Origin of the sequence: Bacteroides sp. LFL-34, from assembly GCF_027257075.1 — a bacterium.
Lineage (GTDB): Bacteria > Bacteroidota > Bacteroidia > Bacteroidales > Bacteroidaceae > Bacteroides > Bacteroides ovatus.
The window spans coordinates 62,238-81,411 of the sequence record NZ_JAPQKZ010000005.1; the positions used below are offsets into that span (position 1 = coordinate 62,238).

At 42.1% G+C, this 19,174-nt stretch carries 14 protein-coding genes; 9 read left to right on the forward strand and 5 right to left on the reverse strand.

The genetic code is table 11. The features are described from left to right. The first annotated feature begins 155 nt into the window (after window positions 1-155). The 3 genes from uvrA (at window position 156) to N5O98_RS04310 (ending at window position 5,178) form a co-directional block, all read left to right on the forward strand. The gene (uvrA, locus tag N5O98_RS04300) at window positions 156-2,981 is read left to right on the forward strand and encodes an excinuclease ABC subunit UvrA (RefSeq protein WP_022199795.1); all 2,826 of its coding nucleotides are present in this window, start codon (window positions 156-158) and stop codon (window positions 2,979-2,981) included. A gap of 104 nt (window positions 2,982-3,085) precedes the next feature. After that, window positions 3,086-3,565: a Cys-tRNA(Pro) deacylase gene (ybaK, locus tag N5O98_RS04305; RefSeq protein ID WP_004309260.1), complete on the forward strand. Its 480-nt coding sequence runs from the start codon at window positions 3,086-3,088 to the stop codon at window positions 3,563-3,565. A 98-nt stretch (window positions 3,566-3,663) separates the two neighbouring features. Further along, the gene (locus N5O98_RS04310) at window positions 3,664-5,178 is read left to right on the forward strand and encodes a peptide MFS transporter (RefSeq protein ID WP_004299982.1); all 1,515 of its coding nucleotides are present in this window, start codon (window positions 3,664-3,666) and stop codon (window positions 5,176-5,178) included. A gap of 76 nt (window positions 5,179-5,254) precedes the next feature. Here N5O98_RS04310 and N5O98_RS04315 read toward each other — a convergent pair whose 3' ends face one another. Then, window positions 5,255-5,752: a GNAT family N-acetyltransferase gene (locus N5O98_RS04315; RefSeq protein ID WP_004309259.1), complete on the reverse strand. Its 498-nt coding sequence runs from the start codon at window positions 5,750-5,752 to the stop codon at window positions 5,255-5,257. Between the two features lie 164 nt (window positions 5,753-5,916). Here N5O98_RS04315 and N5O98_RS04320 point away from each other — a divergent pair, with 164 nt between their 5' ends. The 4 genes from N5O98_RS04320 (at window position 5,917) to N5O98_RS04335 (ending at window position 9,181) form a co-directional block, all read left to right on the forward strand. Next, window positions 5,917-6,243, forward strand: a complete 327-nt coding sequence (locus tag N5O98_RS04320) for a PadR family transcriptional regulator (protein ID WP_004299980.1) — start codon at window positions 5,917-5,919, stop codon at window positions 6,241-6,243. Between the two features lie 21 nt (window positions 6,244-6,264). Next, on the forward strand, window positions 6,265-7,362 hold the full coding sequence (locus N5O98_RS04325; RefSeq protein ID WP_004299979.1) for a PspC domain-containing protein: 1,098 nt from the start codon (window positions 6,265-6,267) through the stop codon (window positions 7,360-7,362). A gap of 154 nt (window positions 7,363-7,516) precedes the next feature. Further along, complete coding sequence (locus N5O98_RS04330; RefSeq protein ID WP_004309258.1) at window positions 7,517-8,515, forward strand: MBL fold metallo-hydrolase; 999 nt, start codon at window positions 7,517-7,519, stop codon at window positions 8,513-8,515. A gap of 159 nt (window positions 8,516-8,674) precedes the next feature. Continuing rightward, window positions 8,675-9,181, forward strand: coding sequence for a flavin reductase family protein (locus tag N5O98_RS04335; RefSeq protein WP_004309257.1), 507 nt, complete (start codon window positions 8,675-8,677; stop codon window positions 9,179-9,181). A gap of 133 nt (window positions 9,182-9,314) precedes the next feature. Here the strand turns inward: N5O98_RS04335 and N5O98_RS04340 are convergent, their stop codons facing one another. The 4 genes from N5O98_RS04340 to N5O98_RS04355 form a co-directional block, all read right to left on the reverse strand. Further along, window positions 9,315-11,417 (reverse strand): S9 family peptidase, encoded by a 2,103-nt coding sequence (locus N5O98_RS04340; RefSeq protein WP_008776616.1) that lies wholly within the window; start codon window positions 11,415-11,417, stop codon window positions 9,315-9,317. Between the two features lie 48 nt (window positions 11,418-11,465). Then, the gene (bexA, locus tag N5O98_RS04345; RefSeq protein WP_004309255.1) at window positions 11,466-12,797 is read right to left on the reverse strand and encodes a multidrug efflux MATE transporter BexA; all 1,332 of its coding nucleotides are present in this window, start codon (window positions 12,795-12,797) and stop codon (window positions 11,466-11,468) included. 84 nt (window positions 12,798-12,881) lie between these two features. Next, window positions 12,882-14,735: a membrane protein insertase YidC gene (gene yidC / locus N5O98_RS04350; RefSeq protein WP_008643796.1), complete on the reverse strand. Its 1,854-nt coding sequence runs from the start codon at window positions 14,733-14,735 to the stop codon at window positions 12,882-12,884. A gap of 60 nt (window positions 14,736-14,795) precedes the next feature. Then, window positions 14,796-16,421, reverse strand: a complete 1,626-nt coding sequence (locus tag N5O98_RS04355; protein ID WP_004299973.1) for a CTP synthase — start codon at window positions 16,419-16,421, stop codon at window positions 14,796-14,798. A 189-nt stretch (window positions 16,422-16,610) separates the two neighbouring features. On the opposite strand from N5O98_RS04355, the gene N5O98_RS04360 reads away from it, so the two are divergent. Then, on the forward strand, window positions 16,611-18,119 hold the full coding sequence (locus tag N5O98_RS04360; RefSeq protein WP_032849619.1) for a DUF3078 domain-containing protein: 1,509 nt from the start codon (window positions 16,611-16,613) through the stop codon (window positions 18,117-18,119). Window positions 18,120-18,372: 253 nt separating this feature from the next. Continuing rightward, entirely contained in the window at window positions 18,373-18,963 is a 591-nt protein-coding gene (locus tag N5O98_RS04365) for a UpxY family transcription antiterminator (protein WP_004299971.1), read from the forward strand. Window positions 18,964-19,174: the final 211 nt, after the last annotated feature.

Consider the following 19,174-nt stretch of genomic DNA (forward strand, 5'->3'; position numbering starts at 1 on the left):
ATTATAACTATTGGTTCTTGAAATCAAGGAACAAAGGTACAAATAATGCCCTATATCTTCATAAGATTTGAGTTAAGAAAATAATATTGTGCTTTTTTAGGAGCATATTTCGGGCGGAAACATTAATTTTGCAACATTTATGGAAGGATATGAATATGCAGGAAACAGAATATATTAATGTGTACGGTGCGCGCGTGCACAATTTAAAGGATATTGATGCCGAAATTCCCCGTAACAGTTTGACTGTTATCACGGGATTGAGCGGTAGTGGAAAATCTTCTTTAGCCTTCGATACGATTTTTGCCGAAGGACAGCGTCGTTATATCGAAACTTTTTCAGCGTATGCCCGTAACTTCTTGGGCAATCTGGAACGTCCGGATGTCGATAAGATAACTGGTTTGAGTCCGGTTATCTCCATAGAACAGAAAACAACGAATAAAAATCCCCGTTCTACCGTAGGAACGACTACGGAGATATATGATTATCTCCGTTTGCTGTATGCCCGTGCTGGAGTGGCTTATTCGTATCTGTCGGGTGAGGAGATGGTGAAATATACCGAAGAGCAGATTCTGGACTTGATTCTGAAAGATTATAAAGGAAAGAAAATATGTCTGCTGGCTCCGCTAGTTCGTTCACGTAAGGGACATTACAGGGAACTTTTCGAACAAATACGTAAAAAAGGATACCTGTATGTACGGGTGGACGGTGAAGTGCGTGAAATAACGCATGGCATGAAACTCGACCGCTATAAAAATCACGATGTAGAAGTGGTTATTGATAAATTAGTGGTAGCGGAGAAAGATGACCGGCGCTTGAAACAGAGTGTGGCAACCGCTATGCGCCAGGGAGATGGGTTGATGATGATTCTGGATGCCCAGTCTGAAAGCATCCGTCATTATAGTAAGCGGCTCATGTGTCCTGTCACCGGATTGTCTTATCGTGAACCGGCTCCGCATAACTTCTCATTCAATTCACCGCAAGGGGCATGTCCGAAGTGTAAGGGATTGGGAGTAGTCAATCAGATTGATGTGGACAAAGTGATTCCCGATCGTGAACTTTCCATTTATGAAGGAGCGATAGCACCTTTGGGAAAATATAAGAATACGATGATTTTCTGGCAAATCGGTGCTTTGCTCGAGAAGTACGACGCAACACTGAAAACTCCGATAAAGGAGTTGCCGGACGATGCGATTGATGAAGTCTTGTACGGTTCTGATGAACGGATTAAAATCAAGAGTTCGCTGATCGGTACTTCCTCCGATTACTTTGTTACTTACGAAGGAGTGGTGAAGTATATTCAGATGTTGCAGGAAAAGGATGCTTCTGCAACAGCACAGAAATGGGCGGAACAATTTGCCAAAACAACGGTTTGTCCCGAATGTAAAGGGGCTCGTTTGAATAAAGAAGCTTTGCATTTTCGTATCCATGATAAGAATATCAATGAGTTGGCGAATATGGACATCAACGAGTTGTACGACTGGTTGATGAAGGTGGATGAGTTCCTGTCCGATAAGCAGAAGAAAATATCGGTGGAGATTCTGAAAGAGATTCGCACACGTTTGAAGTTCTTGCTGGACGTGGGTCTGGATTATCTGGCATTGAATCGTAGCTCTGTTAGTCTTTCCGGTGGTGAGAGTCAGCGTATCCGCTTGGCTACACAGATTGGTTCGCAATTAGTGAATGTACTTTATATTCTCGACGAGCCGAGTATCGGTCTGCATCAGCGTGATAATCTGCGTCTTATCAACTCGTTGAAAGAACTCCGCGACATGGGGAACTCCGTGATTGTAGTGGAACATGATAAGGATATGATGCTGGCTGCCGATTATGTCATCGATATGGGTCCGAAAGCCGGACGTCTCGGAGGCGAAGTCGTTTTCGCCGGAACCCCGCAGGAGATGCTGAATACAGATACAATGACTTCGCAATATCTGAATGGCAAGATGAAGATAGAAATCCCTGCCAAGCGTAGAAAAGGAAATGGGAAATCTATCTGGCTGAAAGGAGCGAAGGGGAATAACCTGAAGAATGTAGATGTTGAATTTCCGTTGGGTAAACTGATTTGCGTAACTGGTGTATCAGGAAGTGGAAAATCCACCTTGATTAATGAAACTTTGCAGCCGATTCTTTCACAGAAATTCTATCGTTCTTTACAAGATCCTTTGGAATACGATTCGATTGAAGGGTTGGAAAATATAGATAAGGTAGTAGATGTGGATCAATCACCTTTGGGACGTACGCCACGCTCCAATCCTGCGACTTATACCGGTGTGTTTTCTGATATCCGTAACCTGTTTGTGGGTCTGCCGGAAGCTAAGATTCGCGGTTATAAACCGGGACGTTTCTCCTTTAATGTTGCAGGTGGGCGTTGTGAAGCATGTACGGGAAATGGTTATAAGACGATTGAAATGAATTTCCTTCCTGATGTATATGTGCCTTGTGAGGTTTGTCACGGTAAACGTTATAACCGGGAAACACTGGAAGTACGTTTCAAGGGAAAATCAATTGCCGATGTACTTGACATGACGATCAACCGTGCTGTGGAATTCTTTGAAAATGTGCCGCAAATCTTGAATAAGATTAAAGTCTTGCAGGATGTCGGACTCGGATATATAAAACTGGGACAATCTTCTACCACTCTTTCCGGCGGAGAAAGCCAGCGTGTGAAACTGGCAACGGAGCTATCAAAAAGAGATACGGGCAAAACTCTTTATATCCTTGACGAACCGACTACCGGACTTCATTTTGAAGATATCCGTGTATTGATGGGAGTATTGAATAAGCTTGTAGATAAAGGTAATACTGTTATCGTCATCGAGCACAATCTGGATGTGATTAAAATGGCGGATTATATTATCGATATGGGCCCTGAAGGTGGTAAGGGCGGGGGAGAACTCCTTAGTTACGGAACACCGGAAGAAGTTGCGAAGAGCCCTAAAGGATATACACCTAAGTTTCTTCGCGAAGAGCTGGGTCTCTAATTTAAATCATAGAGTGCCAACTTATCGGACAATCTTCGATGAGTTGGCACTTATCATATCATATTCTTTATTTATCAGATACAGAACTTATAAATACAACGAAAATGAAAATCAATAAAACAAATGCCGCACGGCTGTTAGATAAGGCTAAGATAGCCTATGAATTAATTCCCTACGAAGTAGATGAAAACGACTTGAGTGCTGTTCATGTGGCAGCAAGTTTAGGAGAGAACATCGAGCAGGTCTTTAAAACGCTTGTTCTGCACGGCGATAAAAGCGGATATTTTGTCTGTGTCATTCCGGGAGAACATGAAGTTGATTTGAAACTGGCAGCTAAAGCTTCGGGTAACAAGAAGTGCGAGTTGATTCCCGTAAAAGAACTTCTGCCACTTACCGGATATATCCGGGGAGGTTGTTCGCCGATCGGTATGAAAAAGCATTTTCCTACTTATATTCATGAAACCAGCCAGCAATTTCCGTATATTTATGTAAGTGCCGGTGTACGGGGACTTCAGATAAAAATAGCTCCGGAAGATTTGATTCGTGAATCCAGGGCGGAAATTTGTCGTTTATTTGAGGAGTAGTTTAACAAATCATTGTGCAAAAACTCGAGAAAAAGTATATATTTGCAAAATATATGTGGTATCGACCATTAAATCATTAATTTAATAATTTATATTCTATGTTTAACAAACACCCTAAAGGACTGATAGCAGCCGCTTTAGCCAATCTAGGTGAGCGTTTTGGCTTTTATACTATGATGGCTATCCTTGTGCTTTTCTTGCAAGCCAAGTTTGGAATGAATGGAAAAGAAGCAGGATTTATTTACTCAACTTTTTATTTTTCTATTTACATTTTGGCGTTGGTCGGAGGTATTATTGCCGATAAGACGAGGAACTACAAAGGAACTATTTTCACAGGAATTGTGTTAATGGCAGTTGGTTATTTATTATTGGCTATTCCATCTAAGACTCCGGTAGATAACAAGATGCTCTATCTGGTTATTACTTGTGCTAGTTTGTTTGTTATTGCATTTGGAAACGGATTATTTAAAGGAAATTTGCAGGCATTGGTAGGACAGATGTACGATAATCCTCAATATGCCAACATGCGTGACTCCGGTTTCTCTTTATTTTATATGTTTATTAATATCGGTGCTATTTTTGCTCCGTTTGCAGCTGTAGGCGTGCGTAACTGGTGGTTATCTACTTTCGGTTATAATTATGATGCTGATCTTCCTGCTTTGTGCCATGGTCAATTAGCAGGTACTTTGTCGCCTGAAGCTACTGAAACTTATCATACCTTAGTTACCAAAGCTTCTACTGCTCCTGTACAAGACTATACGGCTTTCGCTTCAGATTATTTGAATGTCTTTACTACTGGATTCCATTACGCATTCGGGGTAGCTATTATTGCTATGGCTATTTCTTTAACCATTTATTGGTTGAATAAGAAAAACTTCCCGGATCCCAGTAAAAAGACCGTTGCTTCTTCAGCATCTTCTACAGTTGTAGAAATGAGTGCACAGGAAGTAAAACAACGTATGTATGCTCTGTTTGCTGTATTTGGTGTTGTTATTTTCTTTTGGTTTTCATTCCATCAAAATGGTCTGACTTTGACTTATTTTGCGAAAGAATATACTGACTTGAATCTGTTTGGTATGCCTATTTCAGCAGAGCTCTTCCAATCGTTAAATCCATTTTTTGTAGTGTTCCTGACTCCGGTGATTATGGCTATTTTTGCAAGTCAGCGTAGACGTGGTAAAGAGCCTTCGACTCCTAAAAAGATTGCCATCGGTATGGGAATTGCTGCATTGGCATTTATTGTAATGGCAGTCGGATCTTATTTTGCTAATTTGCCGTTGCATGAGGATATTGTAGCTGTTGGAACTTCACCAGTGAAAGTTACTCCATTTTTATTGATGCTGACCTATCTGATCTTAACAGTAGCTGAACTGTATATCTCTCCATTGGGAATTTCATTTGTATCTAAGGTTGCTCCTCCTAAATATCAAGGTATTATGCAAGGAGGATGGCTGGGAGCAACAGCACTGGGTAATCAGTTGCTAGTGATTGGTGCTATCCTGTACGAATCAATTCCTATTTGGATGACATGGACTGTGTTTGTTGTAGCTTGTACGATTTCAATGTTTACAATGATTTTCATGTTAAAATGGCTGGAACGTGTAGCGAAATAAAATCTTGCCATTAACTAAATAAACAAAATGCCCCGGAACAAGTATCATAAATGTTCCGGGGCATTTTGTTTGTATATCAAATATCCAGTCCCATAATATAATCATTCATATAATACCCGTTACCAATCGGGAAATCACCTTCCCGCAACTTTCTCATTCCCATGTGCTCGTAAAACTGCAAAGCCTTATTATTACGATTTACGTTGAGCTCCATCAAACAAGATCCCGGGTGTATCTCCTTGATACACTTGATTGCTTCCTTGAATAAAAAACTGCCGCAATGCGTACCCTGAAAACGGGGGAGGACATATATCTTCTGAAGATGGAATACATCCTTTTCCTGTTGTTGAATGGAAACGTATCCGCATGGTTCATTCTCCTTATAAGCAATGGAGTACACATGTCCCTCTTCCTCCATTTGTTTGCGCACATTGGAAGGAGCATACATCCAGTCCATCATATAATCCAGTTGTTCGGGAGATAAAATTTCCTTGTAGGTGGCGGGGAATACCTCCTTTGCCATCTTATGAATAAGCTCGCAATCGGCTACCGTTGCTTTTCGAATTGTAAACATACGTATTTTCTATTTCTTGGTTTAACGGGCACAAATATAGCCATTATTTCTTTTTATAATAAGGTGGAGAGTCTCTAATGTTTTAATTATTGTTAATTTATAGTACTTTGCAATGCAAGGTACTAAAGTAATGCATATATTTGTGCATCTAAAAGAAGTGAATAATGAAAGTAGACAATGTAAAATCACAGATGAGGAAAGGCATGCTTGAATATTGTATCATGCTTTTGTTGCACAAGGAGCCCGCTTATGCTTCTGATATTATTCAGAAATTGAAAGAAGCCCAACTGATTGTAGTGGAAGGCACCTTGTATCCATTGCTTACCCGTCTGAAAAATGATGACCTGTTAAGTTATGAGTGGGTGGAATCTACCCAGGGACCTCCCCGCAAATACTATAAACTCACTGAACAAGGAGAAGTCTTTTTGGGAGAGCTGGAAATTTCCTGGAAAGAACTTAACGATACAGTGAATCATATAGCCAATAGATAATCCGAAAAAGAAGAAATAAAAATGAAAAAGACATTGACCATAAATTTAGGAGGAATTGTCTATCATATAGATGACGATGCCTACCGATTGTTAGATAATTATCTGTCTAATTTGAAGCATTACTTTCGTAAACAGGAGGGTGCGGAAGAGATCGTAAACGATATTGAGATGCGTATTGCCGAACTGTTTGCAGAGAAAGTAACTGAAGGAAAACAGGTCATCACAGTTTCGGATGTAGAAGAAATTATCGCTCGTGTCGGCAAACCGGAAGACTTTGGAATTGCTGATGAGGATATGGACTCACAGAAAAGAACGGAACAAACATCGTCCGCTAATCAAGGCAGTACGCAAACCGCTGCTCAACGCCGCTGGTTTCGTGATCCGGATAATAAATTGTTGGGAGGCGTAGCGGCAGGGTTGGCAGCTTACTTCGGTTGGGATATCACATTAGTGCGTATATTGATGATTATCCTGGTATTTGTACCTTATTGCCCGATGATTATACTTTATATTATCGGATGGATCGTTATTCCGGAAGCCCGTACTGCCGCGGAAAAATTGAGTATGCGTGGAGAAGCAGTGACCATTGAGAATATTGGCAAAACAGTGACAGACGGTTTCGAACGTGTAGCGGACGGAGTTAACAACTATATGAACTCCGGCAAACCTCGTACCTTTCTTCAAAAGATAGGCGATGTATTTGTTTCCATTGCTGCTGTTCTCTTTAAAATATTTCTGGTAGCTCTTGTCATTCTCTGCTGCCCTGTCTTGTTCGTACTGGCCGTTGTACTGGTAGCACTGGTGTTTGCAGCAATTGCCGTGGCAGTTAGCGGAGGAGCACTGCTTTACGAGATGCTGCCTGCCATCGACTGGATGCCGGTTGCTTCCGTATCTCCAATGATGACACTGCTAGGTACGATTGCCGGAGTTGCCCTCATCGGCATTCCGTTAGGAGCTTTCTTGTATACTATCTTGCGGCAATTATTCCATTGGTCACCGATGGGAACGGGTTTGAAATGGTCGCTATTGATTCTATGGATATTGGGTGCAGTCATAATGATTATTAATCTTTCAGCTCTTGGCTGGCAACTGCCTTTGTATGGCTTGCACTGCTCTTAACGAAGTCTCATTCTATTAAAAAAGGATAATATTTATTCCTTTATAAGTAAATGTACCCCGATAGTGTGTCCGGGGTACATTTTTTGTTTACTCTAATTCATCGTAAATCGAGAAATTTTTAGTAAGTTTGTAAATACGTATTCAGGAAATAAAAATGGGTGAACATATATGTTTTAGGAGAAACGAACGTTTAGCGACAGTCAACCCTTATTGGAGAGGAAATCCGATGGTGCGCGGGCGTTTTTTTAATCGGCAGCATCGCTTCCGTCCGGGGATGGGGAGTGTACTGAAATGGCGTCTTTCGCCCAATCCCCAACGCAAAGAGAAGAAAACGGTGAAATGGGATCCGAAAGTTTGTTATCTCCGTTCATTGGATGCGGTGGTGGGAGATTCCCTGATATGGCTCGGACATAATTCTTTCTTTCTCCAGTTAGCAGGTAAACGAATCATGTTCGATCCTGTGTTCGGCAGTATTCCTTTTGTGAAGAGACAGAGCGAGTTTCCCGCTAATCCTGACATATTTACAGGGATTGATTATCTACTTGTCAGCCATGACCATTTCGATCATTTGGATAAACAGAGTATAGCCCGTTTACTGAAGAATAACCCGCAAATGAAACTCTTTTGCGGCTTGGGAACCGGTGAGCTGATTCAGGGATGGTTTCCCGAAATGAAAGTGATTGAAGCCGGATGGTATCAACAAATGGAAGATGAGGGATTGAAGATTACTTTTCTACCGGCACAACACTGGAGCAAACGTTCCGTACGTGATGGTGGCCAGCGACTGTGGGGAGCTTTCATGCTGCAAGGAAATGGAATTTCTCTTTATTATAGCGGTGATACAGGTTATTCCAGTCACTTCCGTGAGATTCCCGATCTGTTCGGAGCACCGGATTATGCTTTGTTAGGCATCGGGGCATACAAACCTCGCTGGTTTATGCGTCCCAATCATATATCGCCTTACGAATCATTGACTGCCGCCGAGGAAATGCATGCTGGGCTTACCATTCCCATGCATTATGGCACATTTGATTTGTCTGACGAGCCTTTGCATGATCCCCCGAAAGTCTTCGCAACAGAGGCTAAGAAACGGAAGATTCCGGTGAAGATTCCCTATTTGGGAGAGATTGTGAAATTGAATAAACAGAAATAATTAGATAAGTACCTGCCATGAATTAATCGTTATTTTTCTAGGTACGGATTTCACGGTTTTTAGTGTTGTTATTGTTGCAAAGTAACCGTGTTAATCTGTGTAATCCGTGCCTAAATTATTATATAAACTAATTATGAATACATATTTACGAATAAAGAGATGAAGAAATTAGAAGTAAAAGATTTGAAAGAAAATTTTTTCGAAGCGATTGGAAAAGAGTGGATGCTGGTTACAGCCGGAACAAAAGAGAAGTTTAACACGATGACAGCAAGTTGGGGTGGCATCGGCTGGTTGTGGAATAAACCGGTTGCTTTCGTTTTTATCCGTCCCGAACGGTATACATACGAGTTTGTAGAGAAGAACGATTACCTGACACTTTCTTTCTTAGGAGAAGAAAATAAGAAAATTCACGCTGTTTGTGGTTCCAAGTCGGGACGTAATATGGATAAAGTAAAAGAAACCGGATTGAAACCTGTATTTACAGAAAAAGGAAATGTCCTGTTCGAGCAGGCACGTTTGAGTCTGGAATGTAAGAAACTTTATGCTGACACTATCAAACCGGAATGTTTTCTGGATAAAGAATCAATAGAAAAGTGGTACGGTGGTGCTCATGGAGGTTTCCATAAGATGTATATTGTAGGAATTGAAAATATTTATTCGGAGTAAATTTAGCGAACTTTTTTATAATTTTAGCCGATTTTGATGAATGCAATGGAGAAGCCCCTGAACTCAAAAGATTGAGAACAGGGGCTTCTTTTAGTTTACTATGTTTATTCTACTATGTAATTAACGTAAAATTTTATTTAGACGGAGCTTTCTTCACCCATTTGTCCAACCATTCAAAGAATGTGCGCTGCCATAACACTCCATTCTGTGGCTTCAATACCCAGTGGTTTTCATCCGGATAAATCAGCAGCTCTGCAGGAACACCACGCATCACGGCAGCATCAAAAGCAGCCATAGCCTGATTAGCCAGGATACGGTAGTCTTTTTCTCCATGGATACAGAGAATAGGAGTATCCCATTTCTCTACGAATAGGTGAGGAGAGTTGGCAAACGTACGCTGTGCCACCGGATTCTGTTTTTCCCAGTATGCGCCTCCCATATCCCAGTTGGCAAACCATTTTTCTTCAGTTTCCAGATATTGCATTTCCATGTTGAAGATACCATCATGAGCAATGAACGCTTTGAACCGTTTGTCGTGATGTCCGGCCAACCAATATACGGAGAATCCTCCGAAGCTGGCACCTACGCATCCCAGACGATCTTTGTCCACATACGGCTCTTTTGCCATTTCATCGATAGCAGTGAAGTAATCCTTCATACACTGGCCACCGTAATCGCCGCTAATCTGTTCGTTCCATTCCACACCGAATCCCGGCAAACCGCGACGGTTCGGAGCAACGATGATATAATCATTAGCTGCCATAATCTGGAAGTTCCAGCGATAAGACCAGAACTGGCTTACCGGACTCTGCGGACCTCCTTCGCAGAACAGTAAAGTCGGATATTTCTTGTTCGGATCAAACTGTGGAGGATAAATCACCCATGTCAACATCTGTTTACCATCTGTTGTTTTCATCCAGCGACCTTCCACTTTACCCATTTCCAACTGGTCATAGATTTGTTTGTTCTCCTGTGTCAGTTGAGTGGTAGAACCATCCAGTGCCACAGAGTAAATCTCATCACCCATACTCATTGAATGACGTTTCGCAATCAGCTTATCTCCGAAAAGAGCTACCCCTTCGTAATCATACATTCCTGAAGTAATAGCCTTTACCGAATCATTTGCCAGGTCAAGCGCATAAATTTGTGATTCTCCATGCCACACACCTGTGAAATAGATCACTTTTGCATCTGCTCCCCAAACAAAGGCATCCACATTCGATTCGAATGCCTTACTCACAAAACGCTTCTCGCCAGTTTCCAGGTTCATGATGAACAGACGGTTCAGATCAGCTTCGTATCCGTCACGTTCCATGCTTTGCCAGGCAATATACTTGCCGTCCGGTGAGTATTGCGGATTGGTATCATATCCTTTGTTCTCTTCAGTAATATTTTCCGTTTTCTTGGTGTTCAGGTCATATACATAAATATCCGAATTGGTAGAAATCGCATATTCCAGTCCCGTCTTTTTGCGGCAAGTATAAGCCACTTTGTCCGAGGTTGTATTCCAGGCAAGTTGTTCGATGCCACCCCAAGGCTTCATCGGACTTTCATACGGTTCGTCGTTCAGAATATCCACGATATTGGAAATGCCGTTACCATCAAAGTCGGCAACAAAAGGATGCGGAGCGGTCGTCACCCATTCATCCCAATGTTTGTACATCAGGTCGGTAACGATGATACCGGTAGCTTTCGGCAGGTCCGGATACTTATCAGCAGTGCTTTCTTTCGTCTTTACTTGTGAAATAAACAGCAGTTTTTTGCCATCCGGTGAGATGGAATATCCTTCAATATCTCCGTCGTAGTTGGTCAGCTGCTTGCGCCCGCTACCATCCGGATTCATTTCATAAAGCTGGCTGCTTCCGTTGTCATTGCTTAAGAATGCCAGTTTGGTGCCTCCTTTAATCCAAGTCACCTCATTTTCCTGATACGGGGTACGAGTGATTTGTTGGTTTTCGCTTCCGTCTGCGTTCATCACGAAAACTTCGCGGTTACTTTTGTTTTCCGGTACGCTGTAATACGCTACCGTATACGCAATTTTCTTTCCGTCGGGCGATACGGCGAATCCGCCGATACGTCCCATAGCCCAAAGTGCTTCGGGAGTCATGCGCTTCCCTTCGATCTTAATATCCGATTTCTCGATAAGCACCTGATCTGTCTTGCCTGCGTCTTTGGTTCCTCCGCAGGCAGCTAACAACATTGCCGCCGACATCATAATTAAATTAGCTTGTCTCATATATTTTATAAAATGTTTATTTTCTTGCGAAGATAGTGAAAAAAGGATTTAAATCTTCTTTTTCTGCCAGTTTCCTTTCTTCATATACCAGTAGCAGAACATCAGCGTGAAAATACCATATACGCATTCCGTTGTCCAGGCAAATGCGACGTCCATCCGCAGGTACATGATGAAATATGCAGAGTATGTGACGTAGATAGCCAATACACAAAGTTCCATAGCCAGTGCAGTCCGCGTATTCCCTGTACCTGATACCGATTGGAAATAAACATTGGCAGGCACCAGCACCAGATAGGCAGAACACAATACCCATAGTGAAGGCACGGATGCTGCTCTCAAATCCGGCATATCTGTATAAATACGTAGGATCAGATCCGGAAATAGACAGAAGAATATCAGAATTGGCAATACAAATATATATCCAATGCGAATGTGCTGCCTGATAGTACCCCGTACACAATCCTGTTCACCTGCACCGATCAGATTGCTGACCAATGAACCACAGGTGGATGCAAATGCCATTGCAATCATAAACGGGATTCCCGACACGTTTCGGATAATGTTCGCGATTGCCAAAGAGCGCTCTCCCAAATGTTCCACAAATAGAAAGAACATAAACCAGGTAGACAAAGAAACAAAGTTCTGAATCATTGTCCACACAGAAACATTCAGTATTCGTTTCAGTGTTTTCCCTTGGAACTTAGGCAGTATATTCAATGCATACTTCCTGCAGTCAATCCGCTTCCAGGTATAGATGATAAAGAAAATCACCGATACCATTTCAGCCAGCGAAGAGCCGATAGCAGCACCGGCAATTCCCAATTGCGGGAAACCGAATTTACCGAAAATCAGGATATAATTGAATACCACATTCGAAAGTACCATCACAATAGAGTTCAAAGTCAGCGTCTTGGTTTGTGTCGTACCTACAAAGAAGGCGCGGAACATCACCATGATGAAAGAGAAGAAGAACCCGTACACACGCCAATGAATATAACTTTCGGCTGCATCATAAATATGAGGAGACGAAATGATATTCTTGAGGATATATGGTGAGAATACGATGGAGAACGTGAATAAAATCACTGCCATGGCAAGCAGGAAATATATGCCCTGATAAAAAATGGGTCCGATTTCCTTGTAGTTTCCTTCTCCATTGCGACGCGCAATTAATATCTGGGCACCGATGCTGAAACCGAATGCCATCATGAAAATGGCAAGGTAATATACACCTGCAATGGCGGAAGCACCTAATTCGATTTCTCCGACACGTCCCAGAAAAGCAGTGTCCGTCATACCAATCATCTGTTCCATAATCAGACTGATTAGGATAGGGTAGGAGATTGTCCAGATTTGTTTATAAGAATATTTAGTTTTCATCTTATTTTATTTTTTAGAGAAAGAAAGCCGGGCAACCAAAATAGGATGTCCGGCTTTCTTAGAATATGATTCAGGAATTACTCCTTATTTTTTATTCTGTCTTTGCTGCTGCAATTGCTCTTGTTGCTTTTGCATCGCCTCCAGGCGAGCAGCAAATCCGGTCTTTTTCATTTGTTTCGGGTCTTTCTTTTTCGCTTCAAGAATAGCCAACAATTTAGTTTCGTCAGTCGTTCTACGAAGCAGAATCATAGTACCCACACTAATCAGCGTTGACACGAAGTAGTAATAGTTCAAACCTGACGGATAATCGTTCAAGACGAACAAGAACATAATCGGCATCAGATACATCATCCATTTCATAGCCGCCATTTGTGGCTGCGCTCCGGTATCCTGCATAGACATTGTGTACTTTGTGTTCAAGATGTTTGTCAACGTCATCAGCAAGCAGAACAAGCTAAGGTGATTGCCAAGGAACGGGATATGGAACGGGAATGTGATGATAGCGTCATAAGTAGAAAGGTCGTCCGCCCACAAGAAACTCTGTTGACGCAGTTCGATAGCACTCGGCACGAACATAAACAAAGCCATCAGGATAGGGAACTGCAATAACATCGGCAGACAGCCACCCATCGGGCTTACCCCGTATTGGCTGTAAAGGCTCATCACCTCCTGCTGTTTCTTCATTGCATCTTCCTGCTTGGGATATTTCTTGTTGATTTCATCAATTTTCGGTTTCAATACACGCATCTTGGCAGAAGACATGTACGTTTTCCAGGTAGCCGGATAAACCAGCACTTTCACCATAATAGTCAGAATCAACAGAACGATACCCATGCTCAATCCCCAGCCGGACAACCAGTCGAATACGTTGATCGTGATAAACTGGTTAATCCAGCGAATCAGCGGCCAACCCAGGTAAACCAGTCGGTGAAGCTCCCATTTCTCGTCACGTCCTTTATCCAGCGCTTTCAGCGTCTTGAAGTGGTTCGGACCGAAGTAGAAGTACATCTCTGTCGGTTCTTTGCCTGACGGATCAAAGAAAGTATTCATTTCAGCAGAATAATCTTTGATATATCCGCTTCCCTGTTGTTCCATTTTTGACTTAACGGAAACCTTGTCGAAATCCTGTTCAGCGATAAATACAGACGAGAAGAACTGATTCTTGAAAGCTACCCAATCAATGCGTCCCGGCAAATCCTGACTGTCATCTTTGGCAGCAGACAAGTTGTCTACATTGTCACCTGTTACTTTATAAGTCAGTTCCGACAGACGATTCTCATAAGTGAATCCTTTTTCCAGTTGGCGGGCACGTTGTGACCAGTCGATGTCCACATACTTAGTACTAGCCAACTTGTCTTCCATGCCTGTCGCTTTGATTTCAAAGTTCATCAGGTAGCTATCCGGTTTCAGCGTATAGATGAAATCGATATAGCTTGCGCTATCCGCAGCCAGACGCATTGTAACACTACTGTCCGTCTTGTTCACAGCTTCAAAGAAATAATCTTTGGTCTGGATGGCTCCTGCCTTGTTGTAAAAGTTGAAGTTCATCGAAGCATCGTCACCGTCGAACAACATGACCGGCGTCTTTTTGTCTTGTGCCATATAATCTTTCAGCATGGCTGAATAGACACGTCCGCCTTTGGTTGTGAAAGTGATTTCCGCTACATTATTCTGGATGCTGATTTTAGAGTCGGTTCCATGCAAGGCATTGAAAAACAAAGCAGAAGAATCGGCAGCCGATGCCACCTCTTTTTGACTGTTAGCCAGTGCAGCTTCCGTTTTAGCCTTCAACGCTTCCTCCTGCTGCTGTACCACGGCAATAGAATCGTAGTATTTTTTTTGCGCAGCTATCTGTTCCTCGCTTGGACGGCTCAAAAAACTGAATCCTACCAATAATATACCTATCAGAACGAGACCTGTGATGGTGTTTTTATCCATTCTTATTTTAATTACAAATTATATAAATTACAAACTACCGGTTGTTTACCACGTATCGCGTTAGCCGTTCACCGTTGCTTTTTCGTTTTCGATGGCAGCTTTCACAAATGCAACGAACAACGGATGAGGGTTCAGTACCGTACTGCCATATTCCGGATGGAACTGTGTGCCGACAAACCATTTCAAAGTCGGGATTTCAACGATTTCTACCAGATCCGATTCCGGGTTGATACCTACACATTTCATGCCGGCAGCTTCATATCGGTCTTTATAATCATTGTTGAACTCATAGCGATGGCGGTGACGTTCCTGAATATGTTCCTGTCCGTAAGCCTGATATGCTTTCGAACCTTTCTGCAATACACATTCGTAAGCACCCAGACGCATCGTACCACCCATATTGGTGATTGCTTTCTGCTCTTCCATGATATCAATCACGTTGTGCGGAGTCTTTTCATCCATTTCACGTGAGTTGGCATCTGCGTATCCTAGTACGTTGCGTGCAAACTCAATAGCAATACATTGCATACCCAGACAAATACCGAAAGTCGGAATGTCATGTGTACGTGTATATTTGATAGCGACAAACTTGCCGTCGATACCCCGTTGACCGAATCCCGGACCAATCATTACGCCCGCCATACCTTTCAAAGCTTCAGCTACATTCTCATCTGTCAGTTTCTCGCTGTTTACGAAATGAACTTCCACTTTGCGGTCATTGTAAGTACCCGCTTGCGATAAAGCTTCACGGATAGATTTGTAAGCATCCTGCAAATCGTATTTTCCAACCAGTGCAATATTGATCGGTTCTTTAGTCTCTGCAGCGTGACGACGTTCCAGGAATTTACGCCATGGACCGAGTCCCGGAGTTTCTCCTACCGGCAGTCCCATCTTTTCGAGGATAGTGCTGTCCAGCCCTTGCGCTTGCATCAGGATAGGTACTTCGTAAATTGTTTCCGCATCAATAGATTGCACAACGGCTTTATCGTCTACATTACAGAATTGTGCCACTTTCTTACGCAGTCCGTCACTTAGCGGATGCTCGGCACGCAGTACCAGTACATCCGGCTGAATACCCACACTTTGGAGTTCCTTTACAGAATGTTGCGTCGGTTTTGTTTTCAATTCTCCGGCAGCAGCAAGATAAGGCACATAGGTCAAGTGTACGCAAAGAGCGTTCTTACCGAGTTCCCATTTCAACTGACGGATACTTTCGAGGTAGGGGAGTGATTCAATGTCACCTACCGTACCACCGATTTCAGTAATCACAAAATCAAACTTGTATTTATTACCAAGCAGTTTTACATTCCGTTTGATCTCGTCTGTGATGTGAGGAATCACCTGGATCGTTTTACCCAGATAATCTCCACGACGTTCCTTGTCAATGACGCTCTTGTAGATACGTCCCGTAGTAATGTTGTTCGCCTTTGTCGTTTGTATACCCAGGAATCGCTCATAGTGTCCCAAGTCGAGGTCGGCTTCGTGTCCGTCTACGGTTACATAGCACTCTCCGTGCTCATAAGGGTTCAATGTTCCCGGGTCGATGTTGATATACGGGTCAAACTTCTGGATGGTTACATTATAACCTCTTGCTTGCAGCAACTTACCGATGGATGATGAGATGATCCCTTTTCCTAAAGAAGAGGCAACACCACCGGTGACGAAAATATACTTTGTTTCTCCCACAGCTATAACTGTTTTAATAATTGTTTACTTAGTAGTATTCTTACGAACTTAAAAACCGCAAAATTATAAAAAAAAGAGGAAGATTACAGTCTTTCGTCTCCACAATTTTATTAAAAAATGCAATTTTAAAAGAATCCTATGATTTCTGAACAAAATAATGTAGCTTTGCACTCTAAACCATAGACAAATATGATGAGAATTACTACTTTATGTTCAGCGTTTATTCTGTCAATCTTATCGTTATCGCTTTTTGCACAGGAATCTGTCGATCCCTCTCCACTTCCGACTGACTCTCTGCAGCCTGCTCCTGAAGCGATTAAACCTGCCAAAACGGTTAAATCTTCAACAGTTGTGGCAAAAGCCAGAGTTGTGAAAGCAGATACGCTTTCGGCGGAGCTTCAGAAATATTTGATGCTTAAACTGAATATGTCGGGGCCGACTCCGAAACTGGATACCGTTTCTTATTTATATAATAAGTATGTCGCGCAATTAGATTATTTGAACGACCTGTCTGTGCCGCCACGTTATATTCCGTCTGATCCCGATTATTTTCGTCTGTTCACACCATTGGCATATTATTATGCTCCGATGGCACAATATTCGAAATTGGAATGGAAGCCTATGCAATGGGACACCACTCCTCAACTGACAGCGGAACTTCTGCCTTATGATACCCTGGCATTTACCAAAACCCAGCGTGCCGAGAAAATAGTGAACAGTGCATTGATGGATCTTTATTTGGAACGTCCGAACTTGGTTGTCACTACAGAAGACCGCATCATGAGTCGTGATGTATTCCGTCACGATGTGAAGCCGAAAATATCTCCCAAAGCAAACGTTATTCATCTGTTTCAACCGGAAAATATGGATGATAATGTAGGGAAAGCCAATATGAAGATTAGTCGGCCGAACTGGTGGGTGACCGGAGGTAACGGATCGTTGCAGATCAGTCAGAACCACCTTTCGGATAACTGGTATAAGGGAGGTGAAAGTAACTTCTCCGGATTAGCCACTTTTCAGATTTTTGCCAACTATAATGACAATGAAAAGGTGCTGTTTGAGAACCAGCTGGAAGCTAAAGTAGGTATGACTTCCACTCCGTCAGATGAATACCATAAATATCTGTTCAATACAGACCAATTTCGTTTGTATAATAAATTAGGTTTGAGAGCTTTCAAGAATTGGTATTATACCATTTCGTCCGAGTTTAAGACACAGTTTTTCAACGGATATAAAGCTAACAGCGAAGAATTGGTTTCATCTTTCATGTCTCCGGCAGATTTGGCGGTCAGTGTCGGTATGGATTATAAATTGAGTAAGAAGAAATTTAATCTTTCTGTGTTTATGGCGCCGTTGACTTATAACTTGCGTTATATCGGTAATTCTGAAGTAGACGAAACAAAGTTTGGCTTAGACAAAGGAAAATGCTCTAAAAACGACTTTGGTTCCCAGTTGCAATCCACATTGAGCTGGACCATCATCTCTGCAGTAACTTTAGAGTCTCGTCTCAATTATCTGACCAACTATCATTGGGCACGTGTAGAATGGGAAAATACATTCAACTTCGTTTTGAACCGTTATCTTTCTACCAAGCTCTATATACATACCCGTTTTGACGATAGCTCGAAACCGACTGAAGGAGATAGCTTTTTTCAGTTGAAAGAATTGCTTAGCTTCGGTATCAATTATAAGTGGTAAGTAAGAAATAGAGATCAGGCGCGGAAATTCTGCGCCTGATTTGTTTAGGGATGTTGTATAAAATATGGGTGGTAAAATAGAACCAATGTGATAGCGGATTTTTCACGTCCAAGATAGTCTTAACTGTATATTTCTATTTGTGTGTAAAAAAAGAAAGCGTTTTTTCTTGTTTACTATTTATAATTTTATCTATCTTTGTCACCGAATTCAATCCATTGCCTAAGGGGTATGGAAAAATGAGGGGTAAAAATACATGATCATTAAGAAAAATGACGATCGAAATCTTCTGCCAACAGATGTGATTGGCAGCAGCGTAGCGCGCTCAAAACGTTGGTTGGTGGCAATCGTACGTATTTGTCACGAGAAAAAAACGGGTGAGCGGCTTACGAAAATGGGGATCGAAAATTTCCTTCCAATTCAACAAGAAGTTCATCAATGGAGCGACCGCCGTAAAATTGTCGACCGGGTACTGCTTCCGATGATGATTTTCGTTCACGTTGATCTGCAAGAACAAAAAGAAGTCCTGACTTTATCTTCTATCAGCCGTTACATGGTATTACGTGGGGAGAGTACTCCGGCTGTTATTCCTGATCAACAAATGTTGCGATTTAAGTTTATGCTCGACTACTCGGATGAGACGATTAGCATGAGTACATCGCCATTGGCTCCGGGAGAGAAAATACGGGTAATCAAGGGACCATTGGCAGGATTGGAAGGGGAATTAGTACATGTGAATGGGAAATCGAAAGTTGCTGTTCGATTGACAATGTTAGGGTGTGCATGTGTAGATATACCGGCTGGGTGTGTAGAGCCGGTATCTGAAAATGGGGATTTACGTGATTGAGTAATCAATCTATTTTATAGGGGTATGGGGATTTTACTGCAAAAATGTAATGAAAGTCTGTAAAATAGCAGGCAGTCTATCTGACATCGGTAACCAAACAGTGGATATATTTATCGATGACCTCTCTCAAAAATAAAAATCCATAAAGTATTATGAATTATATCTTTACAAAAGATATAGTGTAGAAATGTATGTACGTATCGAAAGATGA